This window comes from Pseudomonas sp. Leaf434, from assembly GCF_001425545.1.
In the GTDB taxonomy this organism is placed as follows: domain Bacteria; phylum Pseudomonadota; class Gammaproteobacteria; order Pseudomonadales; family Pseudomonadaceae; genus Aquipseudomonas; species Aquipseudomonas siliginis.
Window position 1 is genome coordinate 293,416 of sequence record NZ_LMQZ01000009.1, and the last position, 20,229, is coordinate 313,644.

20 protein-coding genes are annotated in these 20,229 nt (G+C 61.6%); 8 read left to right on the top strand and 12 right to left on the bottom strand.

What is annotated here, in order from left to right:
* Positions 1 to 32 precede the first annotated feature (32 nt).
* From ASG55_RS18745 to ASG55_RS18755, 3 genes are all read left to right on the top strand, one after another.
* Entirely contained in the window at positions 33 to 1,316 is a 1,284-nt protein-coding gene (locus ASG55_RS18745; RefSeq protein WP_056789090.1) for an NAD(P)/FAD-dependent oxidoreductase, read from the top strand.
* 348 nt (positions 1,317 to 1,664) lie between these two features.
* Complete coding sequence (locus ASG55_RS18750) at positions 1,665 to 2,213, top strand: cupin domain-containing protein (RefSeq protein WP_011333561.1); 549 nt, start codon at positions 1,665 to 1,667, stop codon at positions 2,211 to 2,213.
* 142 nt (positions 2,214 to 2,355) lie between these two features.
* Positions 2,356 to 2,640: a hypothetical protein gene (locus tag ASG55_RS18755; RefSeq protein WP_056789093.1), complete on the top strand. Its 285-nt coding sequence runs from the start codon at positions 2,356 to 2,358 to the stop codon at positions 2,638 to 2,640.
* A gap of 70 nt (positions 2,641 to 2,710) precedes the next feature.
* Here ASG55_RS18755 and ASG55_RS18760 read toward each other — a convergent pair whose 3' ends face one another.
* Entirely contained in the window at positions 2,711 to 3,142 is a 432-nt protein-coding gene (locus ASG55_RS18760; RefSeq protein ID WP_056789095.1) for a hypothetical protein, read from the bottom strand.
* A 158-nt stretch (positions 3,143 to 3,300) separates the two neighbouring features.
* On the opposite strand from ASG55_RS18760, the gene ASG55_RS18765 reads away from it, so the two are divergent.
* A complete protein-coding gene (locus tag ASG55_RS18765; RefSeq protein ID WP_056789098.1) occupies positions 3,301 to 3,723 on the top strand; it encodes an HD domain-containing protein in 423 nt (140 codons plus the stop codon).
* 166 nt (positions 3,724 to 3,889) lie between these two features.
* On the top strand, positions 3,890 to 4,909 hold the full coding sequence (locus ASG55_RS18770) for an AbrB family transcriptional regulator (RefSeq protein WP_056789101.1): 1,020 nt from the start codon (positions 3,890 to 3,892) through the stop codon (positions 4,907 to 4,909).
* Positions 4,910 to 5,042: 133 nt separating this feature from the next.
* Here ASG55_RS18770 and ASG55_RS27010 read toward each other — a convergent pair whose 3' ends face one another.
* On the bottom strand, positions 5,043 to 5,207 hold the full coding sequence (locus ASG55_RS27010; protein ID WP_164488350.1) for a hypothetical protein: 165 nt from the start codon (positions 5,205 to 5,207) through the stop codon (positions 5,043 to 5,045).
* Positions 5,208 to 5,290: 83 nt separating this feature from the next.
* Here ASG55_RS27010 and ASG55_RS18775 point away from each other — a divergent pair, with 83 nt between their 5' ends.
* Positions 5,291 to 6,076, top strand: coding sequence for a DeoR/GlpR family DNA-binding transcription regulator (locus ASG55_RS18775; protein ID WP_056789103.1), 786 nt, complete (start codon positions 5,291 to 5,293; stop codon positions 6,074 to 6,076).
* Positions 6,077 to 6,188: 112 nt separating this feature from the next.
* Here ASG55_RS18775 and ASG55_RS18780 read toward each other — a convergent pair whose 3' ends face one another.
* From ASG55_RS18780 to ASG55_RS18800, 5 genes are all read right to left on the bottom strand, one after another.
* Complete coding sequence (locus ASG55_RS18780) at positions 6,189 to 7,472, bottom strand: NAD(P)/FAD-dependent oxidoreductase (RefSeq protein ID WP_056789876.1); 1,284 nt, start codon at positions 7,470 to 7,472, stop codon at positions 6,189 to 6,191.
* A gap of 147 nt (positions 7,473 to 7,619) precedes the next feature.
* A complete protein-coding gene (locus ASG55_RS18785) occupies positions 7,620 to 8,984 on the bottom strand; it encodes a glutamine synthetase family protein (protein ID WP_056789106.1) in 1,365 nt (454 codons plus the stop codon).
* Positions 8,985 to 9,558: 574 nt separating this feature from the next.
* Positions 9,559 to 10,458 carry a bestrophin family protein gene (locus ASG55_RS18790; protein ID WP_056789108.1) on the bottom strand — a complete coding sequence of 300 codons (900 nt, stop codon included), beginning with the start codon at positions 10,456 to 10,458 and terminating at the stop codon, positions 9,559 to 9,561.
* A 25-nt stretch (positions 10,459 to 10,483) separates the two neighbouring features.
* Entirely contained in the window at positions 10,484 to 11,482 is a 999-nt protein-coding gene (gene moaA / locus ASG55_RS18795) for a GTP 3',8-cyclase MoaA (protein ID WP_056789112.1), read from the bottom strand.
* Between the two features lie 119 nt (positions 11,483 to 11,601).
* On the bottom strand, positions 11,602 to 12,453 hold the full coding sequence (locus tag ASG55_RS18800; protein WP_056789114.1) for a CAP domain-containing protein: 852 nt from the start codon (positions 12,451 to 12,453) through the stop codon (positions 11,602 to 11,604).
* A gap of 198 nt (positions 12,454 to 12,651) precedes the next feature.
* Between ASG55_RS18800 and ASG55_RS18805 the strand changes: the two genes are divergently transcribed.
* The gene (locus ASG55_RS18805) at positions 12,652 to 13,272 is read left to right on the top strand and encodes a cell wall hydrolase (RefSeq protein ID WP_056789117.1); all 621 of its coding nucleotides are present in this window, start codon (positions 12,652 to 12,654) and stop codon (positions 13,270 to 13,272) included.
* On the opposite strand, the gene ASG55_RS18810 is transcribed toward ASG55_RS18805, so the two are convergent.
* Positions 13,269 to 13,982: a murein L,D-transpeptidase catalytic domain family protein gene (locus ASG55_RS18810; RefSeq protein ID WP_016775166.1), complete on the bottom strand. Its 714-nt coding sequence runs from the start codon at positions 13,980 to 13,982 to the stop codon at positions 13,269 to 13,271. The two genes, ASG55_RS18805 and ASG55_RS18810, sit on opposite strands and share 4 nt — an antisense overlap.
* 152 nt (positions 13,983 to 14,134) lie before the next feature.
* Between ASG55_RS18810 and ASG55_RS18815 the strand changes: the two genes are divergently transcribed.
* The gene (locus ASG55_RS18815) at positions 14,135 to 15,751 is read left to right on the top strand and encodes a L,D-transpeptidase family protein (RefSeq protein WP_056789119.1); all 1,617 of its coding nucleotides are present in this window, start codon (positions 14,135 to 14,137) and stop codon (positions 15,749 to 15,751) included.
* 150 nt (positions 15,752 to 15,901) lie between these two features.
* Here ASG55_RS18815 and ASG55_RS18820 read toward each other — a convergent pair whose 3' ends face one another.
* The 4 genes from ASG55_RS18820 to ASG55_RS18835 form a co-directional block, all read right to left on the bottom strand.
* Positions 15,902 to 16,744 (bottom strand): NAD-dependent protein deacetylase, encoded by an 843-nt coding sequence (locus ASG55_RS18820; protein ID WP_056789121.1) that lies wholly within the window; start codon positions 16,742 to 16,744, stop codon positions 15,902 to 15,904.
* A 54-nt stretch (positions 16,745 to 16,798) separates the two neighbouring features.
* Entirely contained in the window at positions 16,799 to 17,845 is a 1,047-nt protein-coding gene (locus tag ASG55_RS18825) for a class I SAM-dependent methyltransferase (RefSeq protein ID WP_056789123.1), read from the bottom strand.
* A gap of 150 nt (positions 17,846 to 17,995) precedes the next feature.
* On the bottom strand, positions 17,996 to 19,306 hold the full coding sequence (locus ASG55_RS18830; RefSeq protein ID WP_056789126.1) for an ATP-binding protein: 1,311 nt from the start codon (positions 19,304 to 19,306) through the stop codon (positions 17,996 to 17,998).
* Entirely contained in the window at positions 19,303 to 20,043 is a 741-nt protein-coding gene (locus tag ASG55_RS18835; protein WP_039762337.1) for a response regulator, read from the bottom strand. Before ASG55_RS18835 ends, ASG55_RS18830 begins: the two co-directional genes overlap by 4 nt.
* Between the last annotated feature and the right edge of the window lie 186 nt (positions 20,044 to 20,229).

Consider the following 20,229-nt stretch of genomic DNA (forward strand, 5'->3'; position numbering starts at 1 on the left):
CCGCCCCTGGTTGGCGGCCCTCGGAGAAACCTATGAAACAGCAACACGTAAACAGCTACTACGCCGCCACCCGCAACGAAGTCATCGACTTCCCGGTTCTCGAAGAGGCAGTGGACTGCGATGTCTGCATCATCGGCGCCGGCTACACGGGCCTGTCCTCGGCACTGTTCCTCAGCGAAGCCGGCTACAAAGTCACCGTGCTGGAAGCGGCGAAAGTCGGCTACGGCGCCAGCGGTCGCAATGGCGGGCAACTGGTCAATTCCTACAGCCGCGACGTCGATGTCATCGAAGAGCGCTACGGCGACAAGACTGCAGAAATCCTCGGCAGCATGATCTTCGAAGGCGCCGATATCATTCGTTCGCGCATCAAGAATTACGACATCAAGTGCGACTACCGTTCGGGCGGTATTTTCGCGGCGATGAACAAGAAACAGCTCAACGGCCTGGCCGAGCAGAAGCGCAACTGGGAACGCTACGGCAACCGCAATCTGAAGATGCTCGATGCAGCGGATATTCGTCGCGAAGTCGGCTCCGACGCCTACGTTGGCGGCTTGCTGGACATGCAGGGCGGCCACGTTCATCCGTTGAATCTGGCGCTAGGAGAGGCCGCTGCCATCGTGCGTTTGGGCGGCAAGATCTACGAACAGTCGGCGGCGGTCGAAATTACCTACGGCGAGCCGATCACCGTGCGCACCGCCAAGGGGCTGGTCCGCGCCAAATACCTGCTGATCGCCGGCAACGCCTACCTGCCGCAAGGCCTCGACAACCGCGTCACCGCGAAAAGCATGCCGTGCGGCTCGCAGATCGTCGTCACCGAACCGCTGACCGAGCAGCAGGCGCGCAGCCTGATCACCAACAACTATTGCGTGGAAGATTGCAACTACCTGCTGGATTACTACCGCCTCACCGCTGACAACCGCCTGCTTTACGGTGGTGGTGTGGTTTACGGCGCGCGGGAGCCGGACGATATCGAACAGCTGATCCGGCCGAAGATCCTCAAGACTTTCCCGCAGCTCAAGGACGTAAAGATCGACTACCGCTGGACCGGCAACTTCCTGCTGACCATGTCGCGCATGCCGCAATTCGGCCGTATCGAAAAGAACGCCTACTACATGCAGGGCTACAGCGGCCACGGCGTCACCTGCTCGCACCTGGCCGGCAAACTGATCTCGGAAATGATCCGCGGCGACGCCGAACGCTTCAACGCCTTCGCCTCGCTGCCGCACATGCCGATGCTCGGCGGCCGCACCTTCTCCGCACCGCTTACCGCTCTGGGCGCGGTCTACTACTCCCTGCGCGACCGCTTCGGCGTCTGACTTACCTCACCGGCGGCGGTCCGAAAGACCTCGCCGGTTTTTCACTTATGCAAAACCACTGATGTCCACTGTGGGAGCGAGCCTGCTCGCGAAGAGGCCATATCAGGCGACATCGATTCGCCAGACACTACGCTTTCGCGAGCAGGCTCGCTCCCACAGTGACTGTATTGCCAAGGCCAACAGGACTTTTGCCGCACCATCCATCGAACCTGCTGAGCAACACCGGCAAACGTGATTTAATAGCCGCCTTTCACGGTTCCGGGACACGGGAGCAACGTGATCCGCGCGACCTGCGCGTCACCCGCCACCCACCCCCATTACCCTTAAGTACCTCAACATAAGGCTGTCATGGATACGGGTTCTCGACTCAAACTAGTACGCGAAAGCTACAAACTCTCCCAGCGCGAGCTCGCCCGGCGTAGCGGCGTGACCAACGCGACCATCTCGCTGATCGAACAGAACCGCGTCAGCCCCTCCGTCAGCTCGCTGAAAAAGCTGCTCGAAGGCATACCGATGTCCCTGGCCGACTTCTTCACCTTCGACCAGCCCCCGCGCGAACACCAATACGTGTTCCGCGCCAACGAACAACCCGACCTCGGCCGCCACGGCCTGCGTCTGCTGCTCATCGGCGCCTCCGTCCCTAGCCGGCAGATGCGCCTGCTCCGCGAACAATATGCCCCCGGCGCCAGCTCCGGCGAAGAACCGATCGTGCATGCCGAAGGCGAAGAGTGCGGACTGGTCACGCGCGGCACGGTAGAACTGACCGTGGACGGGCAGGTGAGTGTGTTGAGTGCGGGGGATGGTTATTACTTTCCGACGACGTTGCCGCATAAATTCCGCAATATCGGCGCGGATGAGGCGGAGATTATCAGTGCGAATACGCCGGCGAATTTCTGATCGGATAACGCATATTGTTTGTTGACCCGGCATCTTTTAGGGGGTGTCGGGTTGTTTGTTCCTGCCATTCGTCACCCCTTCCGCATTTTCCCCGCGCACGCGCTTCCAATGCATAACTCACCCCCGCAAAGGAACCGCCAACATGCGCCCATCCAAAATCGCAGCACTGACGCTAGCTACATTGGTATCCGCCACCTCGCTCTACACAACAGCCGCCAGCGACACCCCGGCACCCACCGCTAACGACGGCAATAGCCAGACCAACCCGAGTGCGCCGGAAGACATACATTCCAATGGCGCCACCGTGCCCAAAGGCACACAGGGCAACACCACCAACAATGACGGCTCTACACCTTCGGGTTCCAAGCCCAGTGGTTCGAAGCAATCGAACGACAGCGGCACGAGCAGCGGTGCTGGTCAAGGTTGAGGCTGTTTGCAGATGCAGCAAGCCCGGCATCAAGCCGGGCTCTCTGTCAGGCAATCCTCGATAACGGAGACTATTTAGCCTTCCAGTTCCCGCCACTGTTTTCGCAATCAATCTTCGCCTGCGCCAAGTGCTCACCGTCGTAGTAATACGTGGTGACTTTGGCGTTGTCGGGCATGTTCAGCGGTTTGGCACTTTTGTCTTTGCTGGTCGAGTGCGGGTTGGCGAGGGATTCCTGGGTGAGGCGGGCGGTGCAGGTGGCCTGGTAGTGGTCGTCGCAGCGTTGGACTTTCTTCTTGGTGGCGTTGAGGGTGTCCTTGGTTTCGTTGCTGCAGGACCAGTTGATGGAGTCCACGGGCATGCCGTCGTATTCGTAACAGCTGTGGGTTTCCACCGCCGGCACCGAGGCGCTGGAGGAGCGGGTCTGCACGTCGCAGCCTTCGGCCATGACGCAGGTGGGGATGATGGCGAACGTGGCGATCAGGAGCAGCAGTCTGGTTTTCATCGGCAATTCCTCTCCAATGGCGCCGCGTCTGATCGGTGATTTGGCGCTTGTCTGGTTTCGAGGCGGCGAGGGCGGGCAAGGTTCAATCGCTTTGCGCTGCGCGATCTTCGCGTACACTGCGCAACAATCAGAAACATAAAGCGCAGGATTCGATTCCCATGGCCCAAACCCTCGAACGCGCTATCGCCATTGCCGCCACGGCCCACAGCGGGCAGGTGGACAAGGGCGGGGCGCCGTACATTCTGCATCCACTGAAAGTCATGTTGCGCATGCACACGCTGGAGGAGCGCATCGTCGCTGTGCTGCACGATGTGGTCGAGGATTGCGGGGTAAGTCTGGATGACTTACGCGGGGAAGGTTTCAGCGAAGAGGTGCTGGCGGCGATTGCGGCGGTGACCAAAGTGCCCGGCGAGTCCTACGAGGATTTTGTCGACCGCGCCGCGCAAAACCCGATCGGCCGGGTGGTGAAGCTGGCGGATCTGGAAGAGAACAGCGATATCTCGCGGATTGCCTCGCCGAGTTGGGAGGATCTGGAGCGGATCGAGAAATATCGGCGGGCGATTGCACGCCTTCGCGCTTAGGAATGCAAATCCCCCTGTAGGAGCTGCCGAAGGCTGCGATCTGATCGTTCCCACGCTCTGCGTGGGAATGCAGCCGGGGACGCTCTGCGTCCCAAAAGATCGCAGCCTTCGGCAGCTCCTACCAGGGACTGGTGGTGTGTCAGATAAATAGCCAGGAAGGCGAACTATGAAATCCATTGTGTGCTTGTTGCTTGCGGCTGGTTTTGGCGCGTTGTTGCAGTTTGAAGGCGTACCCCACGGCTTGCTGCTGGGCTCGATTGTCGTTACCGCGTTGTTTGCCAGTAAAACCGGCATCGCCCCGGCAACTCCTTATGGACTGGGCTACATCCAGGTCACGCTGGGCATCGCCACCGGGCTGATGTTCGAAGCATGGGACAGCGAAACGGCCGCAACAATGTTGCCCAGCCTTGGCGTATTGCTGATCTGCCTGAGCGTACAAATTGCACTCGCCGGATGGTGGCTGACACGCGGTGCCGGATGGAATCGCACCGATGCACTGCTGGCGGTGTATCCCGGCGCATTGGCCGCAGTGTTCGATTTGCTCGAGTCGGAAAAGGCTTCGAGCAAAGTCATCATCGTGCATCTGATGCGGCTGCTGTTGATCACCGTACTGGTGAGTTTGCTCATTCCCGGGCAAGCAGCGGTGGCTGAAGTCGCCAGCGATCCGTTGACCACAGGCATGGCGCTCACCGCGTGCTCAGTCATCGCTTTGAGCGTATTGCTCGGCCGCCTGTTGTTGCTGATCGGCGTCCCGGCACCATTCATGCTTACCGCGATTCTCATAACCGCTGTATTTGTGAAGTCGGGATGGCTGCACGGCTTTCACATGCCGGAGTGGAGCCTGAACCTGGCCGCACTGATTCTCGGCGTGCGCATCGGCTCACGTTTTCAGGGACTCGGCATCGCAGAGCTGGCGCGGCATGGGCGCACGGCGTTGGTCTCGGTGGGTTTGATGATCGTCGTTGCAGCGGTGTTTGCCGAGGTGGCTGCGCGCTGGCTGGGCAGTGATCCGCTGTCACTGTGGCTGGCGTACATGCCTGGCGCGATCGAGACGATTGCGATTGTCGCGTTTGGCGGCGGGCTGAACGTGGTGTTTATCCTGACGCATCACTTGAGCCGGATGGTGTTGCTGCATTTTGCGCCGGCGTTGTTGGTGCAGGTCAGGCGGGTGCGCCAGGAAACTTGAAGCAAGCCAGTGCTGCCTGGCGATTGCGGCGTGTCATTCAGATCCATCCCTCTCAGCCCAGCCCTTTCCCCCAGGGCGGCTGCTGCGCATAAACGGCTTCGTGAGCAGTTGCTGACCTCGGTTTGCCGCGCTATCAGGCGTGGCCCAAGGCAATCGCGAACGACACGACGATCATCCAGGCGAAGGCAAAATTGAGATTCATGGGCTGTTCATCCTGAGCTTTTGAGATTGGCGCCATTGTGAACAGGCGCAGCGCAAAGAAAAAATTCGCCTTGTTGATTCCAATGATCGAAAGCATTGATAGCCGCTGCGTTTGTGTTTGCTTGAGACTTTCGCTAGTGTGGCTGAAACCTGCAACTACAAGCACAAACAGGCACAACCATGCACGATCACTCCATCGCTGAATTGCCGTCCCTGCGTCGGCAGAAAATCCTTTTGCTTCTCGAGCGTGACGGCAAGGTCATGGCCTCCGAGCTGAGCCAGCATTTCGCGGTGTCCGAAGACACTATCCGCCGCGACCTTGCCGAACTGGACAACGCCGGGCTGGTGCAGCGCGTGCATGGCGGGGCGTTGCCGCGACCGAAGGACTCGGGCAAGGATTACTTCACCCGTCTGGATGAGACCGACGAGGTCAAGGTGCGCCTGGCGCAATTGGCGGCGCAGCACATCGAGGATGGGCAGATTGTGCTGTTCGATTCCGGCTCGACCACCTTGCAGGTGGCGCGCGCGTTACCGTCCGATATTCGCATCACCGCCGTGACCGCTTCCCCACTGACGGCGATTGCCTTGTCCGAATACAAGGGCGTGAAAGTGATTCTGGCGGGCGGTGAATTGAATCCGCATTCGATGTCGGCCAGTGGTCAGGAAGCGCTGCGACTGCTGGCGGGAATCAAGGCGGATCTGGCAATTACCGGGGTGTGTGCGATTCATCCCGAGGTCGGGATCACCTCGCTGCATTTCGATGAAGTGCCGATCAAACAGGCGATGCTCGACAGCGCGACGCGGGTGATTGCGGTGACTACGGCAGACAAGCTGGGTGCGGTGGAGCCGTTTGTGGTCGCGCCGTGCACGCGCCTGCATAGGTTGATTACCGAGCGGCATCCCGGGTCGGGGAATGTCGAGGATTATCGGCGGTTGGGGATTGTGGTGGAGCAGTTGCCGGATTGAATTTTGTGTGGGGTTTGAGGGCCTCTTCGCGAGCAGGCTCGCTCCCACAGGGTGTTGTGTCGTGCACAAATCCAATGTGGGAGCGAGCCTGCTCGCGATAGGGCCAGTGAATTCAGCGCAACCGCTCGAGCATCTGGTAATACCACATCCCCGCCGCCAGCAACGGATTGCCTAGCAGGTCGCCCATTGGCACGCGGATGTGCTGGCACGCGGCGAAGGTGTCGAATTGCTCCATTTGCCCGGTGATCGCGCGGCTCATGATCTCGCCCATGATGTGCGTGGTGGCGATGCCATGTCCCGAGTAGCCCTGGCAATACCAGACGTTGTCCGAGAGCTTGCCCAGTTGCGGGATGCGGTTGATGACGATGCCCATCGCGCAGCTCCACTGGTAATCGATCGGCACGCCTTTTAGCGCCGGGAACGTGCGTTCGATACACGGGCGCAGTTCCGCAGCGATGTCGCGCGAATCCTTGCCGCTGTAGTTGGCGCCGCCGCCGAACAGCAAACGGCCGTCGGCGGTGAGCCGGTAGTAATCGAGGACGAAGCGGCAGTCGTACACGGCGAGGTCTTCGGGGTTGATCTGTTGCGCCAGATCACCGAGCGGCGCGGTGGTGACGATGCCGCCCATGGCCGGGAAGATCTTGCCCTTGAGCTGACCCGGTTCGAGCTTGTGATAGACGTCACCGGCGAGCATCACCTGATTGGCGTCGATCTGACCGTGAGCGGTGCGCACGCCAGGTGTGTCGCCGTGAATGATCTCCAGCACTTCACTGTTTTCGAAGATCTGCGCGCCCAGGCTTTCGGCTGCGCGTGCTTCGCCAATGCACAGGTTGAGCGGGTGCAGGTGCATGTTGCGGGTGTTCTTGATGGCGCCGTGGTAGAGCTCGCTTTGCAGCAGGTCGCGAACCTGGCTGCGGTCGAGCAGGCTCACTTCATCGCCCAATCCGCGACGCACGGCTTCGTCGTAATCCTTGCGCAGATCGACCATGTGGCTCGGCTTGTACGCCGCGTGCAAGTGGCCGTGTTTGAGGTCGCACTGGATCGCGTATTTGTCGACGCGCTGGCGGATGATTTCATGCCCGCGCCAGCGCAGATGCCAGATGAAATCGTCCACATCATCGCCAAGTTTCGCGCGCATCTGTTTGCGCATCGCGCCGTCGCCGGAAAGGCTGCCGGTGACTTGCCCGCCATTGCGCCCGGTGGCGCCCCAGCCGATCTTGTGGCTTTCGACGATGGCGACTTTCAGGCCTTTTTCCGCCAGCTCGACGGCAGTGGCGACGCCAGTGAAACCGCCGCCGATGATCACCACATCGACCTTGTGCCGACCTTGCAGGGTCGGGTAGTCGGTGTCCTGGTTGAGGGTGGCGGTGTAGTAGGAATTGCAGCGAATGGTCATGTCAGGGTCCACAAAAAATTCAGGTTCGAAGTGCATTCCCTGTGGGAGCGAGCCTGCTCGCGAAAGCGGTGTGTCAGTCACCCAAAATGTTGAATGTGATGACGCCTTCGCGAGCAGGCTCGCTCCCACAGGTTCGGTGTCGGATCGTTAAGCCTCGGTCAGGTACCACCGCCAATCCTGCTCACCCACTTCAGCCATGAACTGCCGATACTCGGCACGCTTTACCGCCAGATACACCCCAAGGAATTCCTGCCCCAATGCCTCCCGTGCCCACGTGGAATTTTCCAGCGCCTGCAACGACGTCAGCCAATCGGTCGGCAGCAGTTCTTTCGCCTGGGCATAACCATTGCCCTCGACCGGTGCCCCCGGATCCAGCTCTTCACGAATGCCACGGTGAATGCCGGCAAGAATCGCCGCCGCTGCCAGATACGGGTTGGCGTCGGCGCCGCAGATGCGGTGTTCGATGTGTCGCGTAGGGGCCGGGCCGCCGGGTACGCGCAGGCTGACCGTGCGGTTGTCGACGCCCCAGGTCGGCGCCAGTGGCGCGTAGCTGTTGGCCTGGAAACGCCGGTAAGAGTTGGCGTTGGGGCAGAACAGCAGCAGCGAATCAAGCAGGGAGGCGAGCATGCCGCCAATCGCCGTGCGCAACAGCGGCGTGCCGGCCGGGTCTTCAGAGGCGAACAGATTACGCCCCTCGGCATCGTCGAGGCTGACGTGCATGTGCATGCCGGTGCCGGCCAGATCATCGAACGGCTTGGCCATGAACGTCGCCTGCATGCCGTGCTTGTGCGCCACGCCTTTGACCAGACGTTTGTAGCGTACCGCCTGATCCATCGCCTCCAGTGCGTCGCCATGTTCGAGGGTGATTTCGACCTGACCCGGCGCGTATTCGGAGATCGCCGTGCGCGCCGGAATGCCGTGCAGTTTGCACGCGCTGTAGAGGTCGGCGAGGAACGGCTCGATCTGTTCCAGCTCGCGCAAACCGTAGACTTGCGTGTGTCGCGGTCGTCCGCCGTCAGCGTCCAGCGCCGGTTGCGGGCGGCCGTTGTGGTCGCGTTTGGCATCGAGCAGATAGAACTCCAGCTCGCACGCCATGATCGGGTGATAGCCCTCGGCCTTGAGCCCGTCGATGACTTTGATCAGCAGGTGCCGAGGGTCAGCGATGCTCGCCGGCAGGCCCTCGCTCGGGTGCATGCTGACCTGCACGGCGGCGGTCGGAATCTGTCGCCACGGCAGGCGCACCAGACTGCCTTGCAGCGGATAGGCGCGGCAGTCGATGTCGCCCACATCCCAGACCAGTCCGGAGTTCTCGACGTCCTCGCCTTGTACGGTCAGGCCAAGGATGGTGCTCGGCAGCGGTCGACCGCTTTCGTATACGGCGAGCAGTTCTTCGCGGTGCAACAGCTTGCCGCGCGGCACGCCGTTGGCGTCGAGGATGAACAGTTCGATCATGTCGATATCGGGGTTCTGTTCGAGGAACAGGCGTGCGTCTTCGATGGCTGCGAATTTCATGGCAAATCACTCACGATGGCGCCGCACAGGCGCGCAGATTCGGCCGGACACGACGCGACAAGAAGGCGCAAGTGTCCCGGCAGGGATATCAGGAAAATCGGGAAATTGACTGTCGCGGTTTCAGCTCACGCGATCAGACGGGAACGGCGATATCCGGCGGGCGTGCGGAGTGACGCAGCTTGGAGCGGCGCAGGGCCATGGGCAGATTGACGATGCGGTTCATACGCGGCCCCTGTTGCAGTGGGCGCGTACAGCAGAGACGTGCAACCTTTGGGGTTGTTGTGGTGACGTACTCATAACGCGTGTTTCCGTTGGCGGAAAGCGTCGGCGGCAGGGCAGGCCCGGCGACCGGTGTGCCCGGATAGTAAGGGGGAATTCGCGCGCGTGTAAACGGAAGATTCGTCGGTGGCGCTTTCCGGCGTTTGGGCTGATTGACCGAGTTGCCTTTTTCGCGAGCAGGCTCGCTCCCACAGGAGAATGCATTTCAACTGTGGGAGCGAGCCTGCTCGCGAATGGCCGCATCTCGGTCCCGAGCGGACGCGCCGGGCCATCTCGTTGTTTGCCGCTGAGCCATTCAGCGCAGCACGTAGTCGTCCGGCTCCGGCGCGGGGGGCAATGGCGAGACGCCCAGTTCGTACAGCACATCGCGCTCCAGGGTGCGCACCAGTGCATCGGTCGGCAGATCGTTTTCATCGCGCCCGAACGGATCTTCGAGTTCATCGGCAATCGCGTCAAAGCCGAAAAAGGTGTAGCTGACAATTGCCGTGAACAGCGGCGTCAACCAACCCAGCGATTGCGCCATGGCGAACGGCAGCAGCAGGCAGAACAGGTAGATGGTGCGGTGCAGCAGCAGAGTGTAAGGGAAGGGCAGTGGCGTGTTCTTGATCCGGTCGCACACCGCCTGGGCCTGGCTCAGGCAGGTCAGGTGATTGGCCAGCAACTGATAACGCCATGGCGACAGCACACCGGCCGTTTCCAGCGCTGAGCACTGGCGCCCGAGCTGATGAAGGATCTGTCCGCAGTGATCCGGCGCAGCCCCATCGATCGGTGGGCTGACCCAGTCGGTGCTGGCCTGCTCCTCGCTGTCTCCACGCAGCCGTGCATTCAACGCGTGGGCGAAACCGCACAGGTTGCGCAACAGTTGTCCACGCAGGCGGGTGTCATCGAGGCCTTGGGTTTCGCGCATCACCGCGCGCACCCGCAACAGCACCTCGCCCCAGGCCTTGCGCCCCTCGTACCAACGGTCGTAACAAGCGTTGTTGCGAAAGCTCAGGAAAATCGACAGCGACAGGCCGAGCAGGGTGAACGGCGTCGAATTGATCTGGGCGAAGTAGCTCGGCACCAGTAGTTCGATCAGCACAATCGCTGCCGCCAGCAGTGTCAGCATCAAAGTGCGCACGGCGATGCGTTTGGCGATCGAGCCTCTAAGGGTGAACAGCACGGCGAACTGATTGGGTCTCGGTCTGACGATCATCTCGCGGTCCCGGTTGCGCGGCGAATCAGCCGCCGGTCATGTTCATGAAACGCACCACTTGCACGTCGTCGCTGACTTCGAAATTGTGTCGATACGGCTTGAGTTTCATCGCCTCGATGATCGCGTTTTCCAGGCGTTCCGGGTGGCCGGGATGGGCGCGCAACACCGCTTTGAGGTCCATCGAATGCTCGTTGCCCAGACACAGCAGCAAGCGACCTTCGACGGTCAGGCGCACGCGGTTGCAGGTACCGCAGAAGTTGTGGCTGTGCGGCGAAATGAAGCCCAGACGAATGTTCGGCGCCTCGGCCACGCGCCAGTAGCGCGACGGCCCTTGCGTCGATTCGGTCGAGTCGATCAGGGTGAAGCGTTCGGCGATGCGTTCGCGCACTTGCGCGCTGGAGTAGAAGGATTCGGCGCGGCTGTGTTCGGCGATCGCGCCCAGCGGCATCTCTTCGATGAAGGAAATATCCAGATCACGCTCGATGGCGAAACTGACCAGATCGTTGATCTCGTGATCGTTGCGGCCCTGCATCACCACGCAATTGAGTTTGGTGCGGGTGAAACCGGCGGCACGGGCGGCATCGATGCCGTCGATGACCTGCGCCAGATCGCCGGTACGGGTCAGCTCTTTGAAGCGCTGCGGATCGAGGCTGTCGAGGCTGATGTTGAGGCGCTTGACCCCGGCGTCGAACAGCGGCTTGGCCAGTCGGCCCAATTGCGAGCCGTTGGTGGTCAGGCACAGCTCGCGCAGGCCGGGCAGGGCGGCGATCTGTTCGCAGAGTTGCACAACGCCGGGGCGGATCAGCGGTTCGCCACCCGTGAGGCGGATCTTGCGCGTGCCGAGGGCGACGAAGCTTTGCGCCACCTGGAACAGCTCTTCGAGGGTGAGGATCTGCTGGCGCGGCAGGAACTGCATGTCCTCGGCCATGCAATAGACGCAGCGAAAATCGCAGCGGTCGGTCACCGACAAGCGCAGATAATCCACGCGGCGGTTGTGACCATCGATCAATTCACGCTGTGTCATGGGCTCGCCTCGTGGATGTGGAACGCCGTCAGCGGGCGCAGATCGCGCAGGGTAGGCTGCGCTCGCCACGCCGTCCAATCACTCTGGCTGACCGAGTGATTGACGGCGTCGATGACGCCTTACGGTGCGCCAAACATTGCCGTCCAGTAAATGCCGGCGTTGCTTTTCGGATCGGTCGCGTAAGCGGCGCCCAGTTCCTGATATTGCGGATTCATCAGATTGGCGCAATGGCCTGGGCTGGCGAGCCAGCCGTCAACGACCTTGCCGACGGTGTCTTGCCCGGCGGCGATGTTTTCACCGACCAGTTGTCCGCTGTAACCGGAAAGTTCGGCGCGGTCGCCCGGCGTGCGGCCGTCGCGGTCCTTGTGGTCGAGGTAATTGTTGTTGGCCATGTCGCGGCTGTGATCCTGAGCGACAGTGCCCAGCGTGGCATTCCACGCCAGCGGTGCTGCCGCCGCGAAGGACTGGCCGCCGCACTGGCGCGCCTGGCTGCGCGCGGTATTGAGTTGCGCCAGCAGCTTTTGCCCTTCGCTTTGTGCATCGCCGAGTTTCGCCGTCAGCAACGGCCGCGCGAGGACGATGCGCCAGTCGCGGTCAACGCGGTTGACACCGATATCGACGAACTGCGGATCGAGCACCACCTGACAGAAGCTTTCCTGAATCGCCTTCATTGCTGACGCCGCATCGCGCGGGCCGTTGAGGGTGATCGCCTGCACGTTGACCATCGGGTAGTGGGCGCTGGTCATGGCCTGCTGCAGATCAACCGCGCCGCTGGCCGGCAGGCGCAGCCGTGGATCGGCCGACAGCGGTGGCAACTCGTTTGACGCCTGCGTGCCGCAACGCTGTGGCTGGCTGCGATAGCTGTTGATCGACTCGATCAATTGCAGTTCATCGGCGGCCAGCGCCGAGGTGGCGAACACCACGCCCAGCGACAGTGCGGCACAACGCAAAACGGACGGCATGAAGCGCATGGAAATCTCCCTTGAGCTGAATGCGCCCATGATGCGCGAAAGGCCCCCGGTGAGTGAATGTGTTTTTCTTTGCGGCAGATTTTTTTCTGCGCTGGTGTGGCCGCGCATTTGCTCGCTACACTCTGCGAAGACCCCGCAAACCGGGCGTCTCACCGACGTAACATCTTGCCCCGGGCGGGCGCTGACGGAAGAATCGACATGGGATCGAAAGGCTTGGCGGGCGGTTTGTTGTGGATCTTTTTGACCAGCGCGGCATGGGCCGGGGCGCAGGCGCCGATCGAGGCCAAGGCCGAACAGAAAGCCGAGGTGCTTGAAGAGAAAGCGGCGGATAAAGTCAGCGCTGCTCCGGCGCCGAAATCCGAGGCGATCACCCCGACCGAAGCGCAGGCGGTGGACCCGGCCGGCGCCGCGCCGCTGGACGATCCGCTGACCTGTCTGGCGCGCAGTATTTACTGGGAAGCCAAGGGCAAGGACACCCCGGAAATGGAAGCCGTCGCCAGCGTGGTGATGAATCGCCTCGGCCATGACGGCTTTCCCGACACGGTATGCGCGGTGGTCAAGCAAGGTTCGGAAAGCGGCAACTGCCAGTTTTCCTGGTGGTGCGATGGCAGGCCCGATCAGGTCAAGGAAGACGCCGAATACGCGTTGGCCAAGGAAATTGCCGGCAAGGCGTTGAACCGTCAGCTCAAGGACCGCACGCGCGGTGCCCTGTATTTTCACGATCGCGGCGTGCACCCGAGTTGGGCCAAGGCCTATCGCAACACGGCGCAGACCGGCAGGTTCCTGTTCTACAAACCCGCCGGAGGCGACGCGCGTTAACTGGCGTGGGTGTTGAGAATGCTCGCCACCTGCTGCGGCTGGCAGTTCAGATACGGTGACTTCTGCAACCAGCGTTGATCCGGATACCAGGAAAACATGAACTGGCCGTTCTTCAGGCGATCGATCACCTGTTTGGCGATCTGCGGCCGCACGGCAGGGCAACCCTGACTGCGGCCGATACGCCCCTGACGCTTGCTCCACAGCGGGTTCACGTAACTGGCAGCATGAATCACGATCGCGCGATCGCGGGCCAGATCATTGAAACCGGGCTCCAGACCGTCCATGCGCAGCGAGTAGCCGTGAGTACCTTCGTAGCTTTCCTGCGTGCGGAACAGGCCGAGACTGGACTGGTAACTGCCTTCGCGGTTGGAAAACTGCGTGGCGAAGTTTTCCCCGGAGTTGGAGCCGTGGGCAACCAGATCACGCAGCACCAGCTTCTTTTTGCTCAGGTCGAAGATCCACAGGCGGCGTTCGGTGGACGGTTGCGAGTAATCGATGATCGCCAGATGTCGCGAGGGTTTCGCGCCGTTGTTGACCGCGCATTGCATGGCGTTCAATGCACCTTTGAGCGCTTGGGGATTGAGTTCCGGCGCGGCGTGGGCGAGGCTGTTGTAGAGAACCGGCGATGGCTTGCCGGCGGCAAATACTGGGCTGGTCACGGCGACAAGGGTCGCGGTGCTCAACAGAAGTCGGCGCAAAAACGTCAACATTTTATAAAGTGTCCTCAACTTGCTACATAAACGGCACTTTGGCTCCTGACTCCCAGTCAATACCCGCAGGCTCGCGGTTCGAGCCTGACTGTTCAGCGCACCTGATGTAAGGTTGACCGTCATCTGGACGGCCATGGATTGGAGTAAAGCAGTTGTTCAAAAAGTACGCATGCTACTTGAGCATTTGTTTGCTCGCTGCGCCGTTTGTCGCTTGCGCCGATGAGCCGCTGCCCCCGCTCGAAACCCTGCCGACGCCTGAAACGCAATTGCCGGTCGAGCCGCGCAGCCCGTTGCAGGCAGTTTTGATCAGCCTGGCGCAGTCGTGCCCGGCCATCGCTCCGCGTCTCAATGGCCCGTCGTTGAGCCAGTTGCAGGCGTTTTATGAACAGCAGGACTGGATGCCGGTGTGGGCAAGTGAATCGGCACGCTTGCCGGCATTGCGCGCGCAATTGCAGCTGTTGGCCGACGACGGGCTGAATCCGAATCGCTATGCGGTCGCGACGACACCGCCGCAGGATGGCGAGTTGTGTGCCGACATCGACATCAGCCGCAACTATCTGCAGGCCTTGCAGGATCTGCATTACGGCCGTCTGTTGCAATCGCATTTCGAACCGCTGTGGCGTGTCGACGGCCCGCCGACCGATCGTCAGGCGCAATTGCTCAGCATTGCCGTGCCGGGCATGAACGATATTGCTGCGGCGTTCGACCTGGCGCGTCCGCATCTGCCGCAATATCAAAGCCTGCGTCAGCTGTATGCCGCGCAACGCTTGCAAGCGTTGCCGCAATGGCAGCCGGTGGGCAACGGCCCGTTGCTGCGTCCGGCGATGGAAGACCCGCGCGTGCCGGAACTGGCCCGTCGTCTGTACAACGAAGGTTATCTGGCACATGCGCTGGTCACGCCGGATAACGCCTACGATGACGTGCTGGTGGAGGCAGTGAAGCACTTTCAGGCCAGCCATTCGTTGCAGGCTGACGGCGTGGTCGGGCCGGGCACGATTGCCGAGCTGAACATCAGCCCGCTGACCCGCCGCGATCAGTTGCGGGTCAATCTCGAACGTTTCCGCTGGATGGCCCAGGACATGGAACCCAGTGGTCTGGTGGTCAATGTCGCGGCCGCTGAGCTGACGCTGTATCAGGGCGGTCAGCCGGTATGGCAGACCCGCACCCAGGTCGGCCGCGCCGAACGACAGACACCGCTGCTCAAATCCCGCGTCACCCGCCTGACGCTGAACCCTACCTGGACCGTACCGCCGACTATCTGGAAGGAAGACAAGCTGCCGGAAATCCGCAAGGACCAGACCTTCCTCAGCCGCCAGAATCTGCAAGTGCTCGACGCCAACGGCCAGCCTCTGGCGGCGGCGGATATCGACTGGGACAACCCCGGCAACATCCTCCTGCGCCAGGACGCCGGCCCGCGCAATCCGCTGGGGCAAATGGTCATCCGTTTCCCCAACCCGTTCTCGGTGTACCTGCACGACACGCCGAGCAAGGCGCTGTTCGACAAAGGCCCACGGGCGTTCAGCTCCGGTTGCGTGCGCGTCGAGCACCCGCTGCAACTGCGCGATCTGCTGCTGTCCCCGGCAGAAAAAGCCCGCACCGATACTTTGCTGGCGACCGGCACCACCCATGAATTTCGCCTGTCGGCGCCGGTGCCGATCCTGATGACCTACTGGACGGCGCAAGTCGACAGCAGCGGCCATGTGCGTTATGCGCCGGACATCTACAGCCACGACAGCGCATTGCTGGCGGGGCTGGATCGGGCGCATTGAGTCCGGCACCAGCACGGCAGTCAAAGATCTGAGTTCGATGAGTGATTTCAGGTCGACGAATCCCGTACAAACACCTCGGTCAGTCCCCTCTCCCTCGGGAGAGGGCTAGGGTGAGGGGCCGATTTCAAGTCGAACCCATTACTCAAAATCTCACCGCCTCAGCTCCTCCACCAACCACGGCAGAAGCTCCTCACACGACCCTTCAATCTTCAAATCGAGCAAATCATCCGCCCGGGTCTTGCCCAGATTGATCGCCATCAACGGCTTGCCACGCTCGGCGATCACCCGACACAAGCGAAACGCCGAATACGCCATCAACGAAGATCCCACCACCAGCAACCCCGCCGCATTCTCGGCGGCGGCCAGCGCGCGTGCCGCTGTCGTCGGCGCCACGTTCTCGCCGAAGAACACCACATCCGGTTTCATCCGCTCACCCGCGCAATGCGGGCACTGCGGTACCTGAAAGCGCGCTTCAAATGCCGGGTCGAGCAAGGTATCGCCATCCGGCGCCTGCACCGCATCAACACCACTCAGGTAGGGATTCTGTGCCTCCATCTGCTGCTGGATCGCATCGCGCTCGCTGCGTTGCCCGCAATCCAGGCAAAGCACCCGATGCAGACTGCCATGCAGCTCGATCACATCCTGGGTGCCGGCCTGATCGTGCAAGGTATCGACATTCTGCGTGATCAAATCGCTGATCCGGCCGCGCTGCTGCAACGTCGCCAGCGCCTCATGCGCCGCGTTCGGTCGGGCCTGACGGACGCGCGGCCAGCCGAGCATGGCCCGCGCCCAGTAGCGCCGGCGTGATTCCGGGGCGGCAAGAAATTCCTGATACATCATCGGCTGCCGCCCGCGACGCACGCCGTCACTGTCGCGATAGTCCGGAATGCCCGACGGCGTGCTGATGCCGGCGCCGGTCAATATCAGGAATTTATCGTCGGCCATGGCCTGCAACAGCGTATCGAGATGTTCGCGGATCGGGCTATCGAGCATGCTCAGCACTCCAGAATGGGCAGTGCCCGCAGGTTAGCATGCGATCCGCTCGGGTTACTTGCGCGCCTCCAGTATCAGGTTGAAAGGCGTCTGCGTGGCGCGACGGAACTGCTTGAACCCGGCCTCGACAAAGACTTTGCGCAGGCGCATTTCCCCGGCCTGCGCACCGAGCCCGAGGCCGACTTCCTGGGACAGCGAATTGGGCGTGCAGATAAACGTCGAGGCGGCGTAGAACAGGCGCCCGACCGCGTTGAGATTGTCGTCCAGTTTGTCGTTGGCGAACGGTTCTACCAGCAATACCGTGCCATCGTCTTTCAGCGACTCATAAGCGTGGCGAGCGGCGCCGACCGGGTCGCCCATGTCGTGCAGGCAGTCGAAAAAGCAGATCAGGTCGTAGTCGCCGCCAGGATAGTTTTTCGCCGTGCCCTCAAAAAATCTGGCGCGATTGCCCACGCCGCCTTCTTCGGCCCGTTGCGTGGCCACGGTGACTGACGGCGCGTGGAAGTCGAAGCCGACAAACTGCGATTTGGGGAACGCCTGGGCCATGATCACCGTTGAGGCGCCGTGACCGCAGCCGATGTCGGCAACTTTGGCGCCGCGTTCCAGCTTCGCCACCACGCCGTCGAGCGCCGGAAGCCATTCGGCAATCAGGTGACCTTTGTAGCCGGGGCGGAAGAAGCGTTCAGTGCCGCTGAACATGCACGGATGGTGATCGCCCCAAGACAAGGCGCCATTGCCGCGCATGGCCTTGACCAGTTTGTCCTTGTCATGGAAAAACGACGCCACCACGCCGAGACCGCCGGCGACGTACACGGGGGATTCCTCCACGGCCAGCGCCAAGGCCTGCTCTTCGGGCAAACGAAACTGACCGTCAGAGTGTTCCATGTAACCGGACGCGGCATGGGCGCTGAGCCATTCGCGCACCAGGCGGGGATTGCAGGTGGTTTTTGCTGCGAGGGCTTCGGGGCTGATCGGTTGGCTGTCGGCCATTGCCCGGTACAGACCGAGTTCTTCGCCGACGATGACATTGGCCAGCATCGCCGCGCCGCCCATGTCGTTGACCAGTTTGCCCATGAATTCGTTGAGCTTCGCCTCATTCATCACGTGTGCTCCTGAAACAGGATCACCGTCCGGCGGCGTTGAATGTCGAGGCAGGCGCCACCGGGCGGTGGTCACGGATTGGGGCAGGGCACAGCAGACGTTTTGCGGCCCCCTCGACTGGGTAATGAATGAGTCTAGCCGGTGTTTTTCTCAGCGTGGCAGCGGCAACTTCAGTTCAGCGCACAACCCGCCACCTTCACGATTGCTCAACAGCAGCGAGCCACCCAGCGCCATTGCCAATTGCTGGGCGATCGCCAGCCCGAGCCCGGTGCCGCCGGTATCGCGATTGCGCGAATTTTCCACGCGATAGAACGGTTCCATTACTTGCGCCAGTTCGGCCTCGGCGATGCCCGGGCCGCGATCGAGGACTTTCACCGACAGGCTGTTGCCCTGCGCTTCGACCTGCAATTGCGCGGCGCCGGCGAATTTCAGGGCGTTGTCGGTCAGGTTCACCAGGACCCGGCGCAGGGCCTGCGGGCGGGTTTCGATTACCGCTTTGCTCTTGCCGCCGAGCTGCACGTCCTTGCCCATGTCCTGATAGTCGAAGACCAGGCTGTCGAGGAACGAGTCGAGATCGGTACGCCGGCTTTCTTCGGTGGCGCCGTGAACGCTGCGGGCGTAGGCCACGCCTTCGCGCACCAGATGCTCGATCTCGCCCAGGTCGCTGCTCAGTTTGTCTTTCTCGACCGAGTCGTCCATGAACTCTGCGCGCAGTTTCATCCGGGTGATCGGCGTTTGCAGGTCGTGGGAAATCGCCGCGAGCAGTTGCATGCGTTCTTTCAGGTAGGCGGCGATGCGCGTTTGCATGGCGTTGAACGCCCGCGCGGCGTGGACCACTTCGGTCGGCCCTTGCTCGTCGAGCTTGATCGGGTGAGCGTTGGGGTCGAGGGTTTCCACGGCGTTGGCGAGGCGGGTGAGGGGACGGATGGCGATGCGCACGGCGAGCCATGTGCAGAGGATCAGCAATGCCAGTTGGCCGAGCAGCACCACCGGCAACCACGGCGACAACGGCACCATCGCCGGACGGATATCGATGGTCACCGGGCTGCCGTCGCTCAGGCGCAGGTGGCCCTGGAAGTGTTGTCTCGGACCGCCGGGAACTTCGGTAAACACGATTGGATAAGTGTCGCCGATGGCCGCCGTAATCGAGGCGATCGCGACGGACTTTTCAGCTGAGGTCACCGGCATGCCCGGTTCGCCCTCGTTGAGCAGGTAGCCGTAATTGCGCCGGGCCAGTCGCGGCAGCCAGGCCTCGCGCTCGGCGGCGGGCAGGCGATCGAGGATCGCCATCGAAGTCGAGACGTCGGTTTCGAGGTTGCCGAGCATGGTGCTTTTCGCGCTCTGGTAACGCTCGTAATACTGCGCGCCGAACGACAGGCCCTGCGCCAGAATCAGCCCGATCAGGAAGATCAGCGACAGGCGCGAGGCGAGGGTGCGCGGCCATTGCAGCTTGAGTTTCATGCTGAAGCTCCAAGCAGCTCGACCGGCAGCGAAAATACATAACCTTCACTGCGCACGGTCTTGATATAGGCCGGCTCGCGAGCATCGTCCAGCAGGCGTTGACGCAGGCGACTGACCAGCAGATCAATGGAACGGTCGAACAGATCGGCCTCGCGCCCTTGGGTCAAATTGAGTAACTGATCACGGCTGAGCACCCGTTGCGGATGGTCGAGGAACACCCGCAGCAAGCGGTATTCGGCACCGCTGAGGGCAACCATGGTGCCGTCGCTGTCGAGCAGGTGGCGGGCCGAGGTGTCCAGCTGCCAACGACCGAACGCCAGCAGGCGTCCGGCTTCGGTGACCACCAGGTTCGGCGGCAACATGCGTGTGCGGCGCAACACGGCGTTGATCCGCGCCAGCAGCTCGCGGGCGGCGAAAGGTTTGGTCAGGTAATCGTCGGCGCCCATTTCCAGACCGATGATGCGGTCGGTCTCATCGTTGCGCGCGGTGAGCATCAGCACCGGCGTGGCCTTGTGTTTGCCCACGCGCAATTCACGGCACAACTGCAGGCCATCGTCGCCGGGCATCATGATGTCGAGCACGATCAGGTCGACGGTGTTGGCATCAAGGAAGCTGCGCATCTGTCGGCCATCGGCGACCACTGTCGTGCGCAGGCCGTTCTTCTTCAGGTAGTTGCCTACCAGTTCACGGATCTCGCGGTCGTCGTCGACGATGAGAATGTGATCGACATGTTCCATCGGTTCAAGCCTCTGTCAAAGGGGGAATGCCGTGCAGTCTATAGCGCCGCTGACCGCACGCCTGCCTGCCTTTGTATTGCAGTGTATCTGTCGCGACGGCGGATACACACCGACGCAAAATCACGATTTTTTCGGGGTTTTGTATCGCTCTGTATCTACACACTGCATGGATACACAACGAGTGAT